At 56.2% G+C, this 3452-nt stretch carries 3 protein-coding genes; 2 read left to right on the top strand and 1 reads right to left on the bottom strand.

Going from position 1 to position 3452, the window contains the following annotated elements:
- Positions 1–95 precede the first annotated feature (95 nt).
- Positions 96–548, bottom strand: a complete 453-nt coding sequence (locus EG244_RS19895) for a MarR family winged helix-turn-helix transcriptional regulator (protein WP_124966891.1) — start codon at positions 546–548, stop codon at positions 96–98.
- A 436-nt stretch (positions 549–984) separates the two neighbouring features.
- Here EG244_RS19895 and EG244_RS19890 point away from each other — a divergent pair, with 436 nt between their 5' ends.
- Both EG244_RS19890 and EG244_RS19885 read left to right on the top strand, forming a co-directional pair.
- Positions 985–1701, top strand: coding sequence for a c-type cytochrome (locus EG244_RS19890; protein WP_124966890.1), 717 nt, complete (start codon positions 985–987; stop codon positions 1699–1701).
- Positions 1702–1715: 14 nt separating this feature from the next.
- A complete protein-coding gene (locus EG244_RS19885; RefSeq protein WP_124966889.1) occupies positions 1716–3197 on the top strand; it encodes an FAD-binding oxidoreductase in 1482 nt (493 codons plus the stop codon).
- Positions 3198–3452 lie beyond the last annotated feature (255 nt).

Here is a 3452-nt window from a genome sequence, read left to right as displayed (position 1 = left end):
GACTCTAATCGCAGATGGAGGAAAAATCCCGTGGCAGGTCAGTCGCCCCTCAGCTCATCACCAACTCCCGCGTATTGTTGTGTGTGATCTCATCCCTATTCTTCCTGCTCCAGCTGCGCGATATTGATTCCGATCAATTGTGACAGATGCAGGAAGGATTGGATCAATTCGGGAGGAATGCCCTCGACCATCCGGCTTTCTATCTCGAAGATAATGGCGGCGATTCGTCTCGCCTCCTCGCGGCCGGTATTGGTGAGTGTCAAAAAATGCGCGCGGCGGTCTTCGGGATTGATCTTTCGTTCGATCAGGCCCTGCGATTGTAACAGGGTAATCAGGCGGACCAGCGTCGAGGATTCTACCCCGCAATAGGCAGCAAGATCTTTTTGCATCAAAGGCTCTGCGCCGTATAGATGCAGCAAAGGCACCCATGACACATTGTTAAACCCATGCTTTTGCATGATTTTTTCATCTATTCTGCGCCAACGACGCGCCAGCTGCAGCAGGTGATAGCTGAAGCCTTCTTTAAGGTCATGGGGCAGTTCGGGCATGAATTTACCGTAAAATAGTTTGAATTGAACCTAAATCGATGTTACTCGAAACGGCACTGCCGAAGCCGCATAGCACAAAGGTGCCATAAAGCGCTCTTGAAATTCGGCGAAGAAAAGGAGGAACGAAGGATCAGGCAGGTAGTCACGTTAGTGCATGTCCATAGCCGATCAGGCTGCCATTGATCCGATTGGTTGGATGATTTTGGTATGCTCTATTCGGCCCTGCTTTTCGTTACGGCCAAAAGCGGGTTTATGGCTGCTGGCGGTAAAAGTTCCGATCCGATCAAAGTCGGATAGGTCTCCCACACGTCGTCACTGCGACCTAACGCTCCAGCCCGTTGCGGCTCTGTTTATATCGGCCGCCCATCCTCCGTAAACGCAAACACCCCAATCGAGTGAGGTCTGACCTCCTCGAACCGGATAGCTCTGCGCCTAAATGATTATCTATCCCTCCAATAACGTTCGCTTCCGGCGGACATCACAACTGCAAGGTATGTGCTCAGTGAAACACCTTCTCCAGTCTCTGGCTCTGCTTCCGGCGCTGGCTCTTCATGCTCCGGCCTTCGCCCAAGAGGCGATCACGGATGTCGTTCCGGTCATCATTCCCCATAACGATATGGTTTATCCAGCTGGCGTTCCCTCAGTTCCGGCAGTGGTCAGTCAATGCATGATCTGCCACGGCCCTACCGGCGTGACGCAGATTCCCGAATGGCCCAATATCGCGGGTCAGAAAAAGGACTATCTCCTGGAACAGTTGCAGCTGTTCCATGCGGGCGAGCGTCGTGACCCCCATGGCATGATGATGCCGATCATGAAGCTGCTGTCGCCCGAGGATCTTGAAGTCGCCGCCGAATATTTCAGCGCGCAGACCGCCGCCAAATGGGACGCGCCGGCAGAAGCTCCGGCCGAAGTGATCGAACTGGCTGAAACCTGCGCGGGCTGCCACAACGGTGATGCCGACGGTGAAGCGGCGGCCTACCCGCTGATCGAAGGCCAAAAGCGCGCCTATCTGCAAGAACAGCTTCTGGCATTCCGCGACGGCAAACGCGTCAATGATCTGATGAGCGGTATCGCTGAAACCCTAACCGATGAACAGATCGGCCAGATTTCCGACTATCTGGCGCATCGCGTCGTTCCGGCCAGCACCAAGTAAGAAGAAGTCCTTCAATGTCAAAAGTTACGATCGCCCGCCGCAGCCTCTTGAAATTCGCGGCAGCCTTTTCGCTTGCCACTACCGGCATGACCAAATGGGCCATTGCGCGGGACCTGAGCAGCGCAGCGCGCCCCGAGGCCTTGGCCGCATTCACCGGCGAGATCATCACCCGTGGCAATCCCGCCTATCTGTCGTGGTTCTGGGCGATGACGTGGTATCGCAGTAAGGTTGAGCGTTATCCCGCAATGTTCGTCCAGCCGCTGAATAAGGTCGATCTGGCGCTGGTGGTGAACTATGCCAATGATAACGGCTTGCGTCTGACCATCCGCAGTTCGGGCCACAATATCACCATGCCATGCCTCGAGGCCGATGCGATCATGATTGACATGTCGCGCTTCGACGGCATCGAGATCGACGGTGCCTCGAAGACCGGCTGGGTCGGACCGGGCGCGCTCAGCGAGCATATCAACGAAAAGGCCTTCGCTTTGGGTCTGTCGTTCCCCTCGGCCCATACCGGTTTTGTGACCGTGGGCGGCTTCCTCTTGGGGGGCGGCATGGCCTGGAACATGCCGGCTTGGGGCATGGGCGCAGGCTCGATCTTGGGCGCTGAAGTCATGTTGGCTGATGGCCGCGTCGTTATGGTTTCGGAAACCGAAAATCCCGATCTCTACTGGGCGATGCGCGGCGTGGGTCCGGGGTTCTTTGTGATCGTGATACAATTTCACATTCAGCTTTATGATGCGCCGGTGGCGGTGAAGAACAGCTATTTCATCGGCCTCGACAATCTGGAAACCGCTGTAGCGGAGTGCCTGCGATTGCTGCCTGCCAGCAACAACCGCACCGAAGTTCTGGGCGCGTTGGGCAAGTTCAACCCACCCGGCACCCCCAAGGAAGAAGAGACTTGGCACTGGGTGTTGACGCTGATGTCATTTGGCAAAACCCATGAGGATGCGCTGGAAGCAGCACGGGTCTTCACCGAAAGCGCTCTGCCGGGACTGGCAAAGGCCAATCCCGCTACCAATGTGCCGCTGACGTATATGGATATGTTCAGCCAGCTGTCGACCGACGGCTATAGCGAATTCCGCACCAGCGAAGTGGCGCTCTTCACCGACGAGCCCGCCAAAGCGCTGCGTACCACGCTTGAGTTCCTGTCCAACGAGGCGGTTGACGCGCGCTCCTTCGGCTTCTCGGTCTTGGGCACCAACCCGACCGTGCCGGAACCGGCCAGCTTCACCTATGCCGCTCCGCACTACCTGTCGTGGTATCTGATGGGCAATGGCAATGAAGAGGTCGAGAAGAATAACGCCTTGATGCATAAGATGCATGATGCGCTCAAGCCGCTGATCAAGGGCTATTACATCAACGAGATCGACTTGAACGTATTCCCAGATATGGCCCGTGATTGCTTCTCGCAAGAGAAATGGGACAAGCTGGTAGCGGTGCGAAAGGCATATGATCCGAACCGCCTGTTCCACAGCTATCTCGATCGCGCCTGATCCCTAGCTTTCGGATCAAATCACCATAAACTCATGCCGTCAGGCCTCCGCCAGGGGCCTGACGGCGACATTATATCGTGTTTCACTGGGCAGTGTGTTGCGTTGCACCGAGGCGTGCCCCCTGCCACTGCTGCTCAGTCCGATCACCGGGGAACGCGGTCTCAACGATAATGAACCGCGCCGGGTTTTCCGGAGGCTCCAACTCCTGAGTAAGGTGGAGCATCATAAGCAGGACAACGAACAGGTTTTCCCCGA

It is taken from the genome of Falsigemmobacter faecalis, from assembly GCF_003863335.1.
In the GTDB taxonomy this organism is placed as follows: domain Bacteria; phylum Pseudomonadota; class Alphaproteobacteria; order Rhodobacterales; family Rhodobacteraceae; genus Wagnerdoeblera; species Wagnerdoeblera faecalis.
This window is presented reverse-complemented; position numbering and strand designations above follow the sequence as displayed.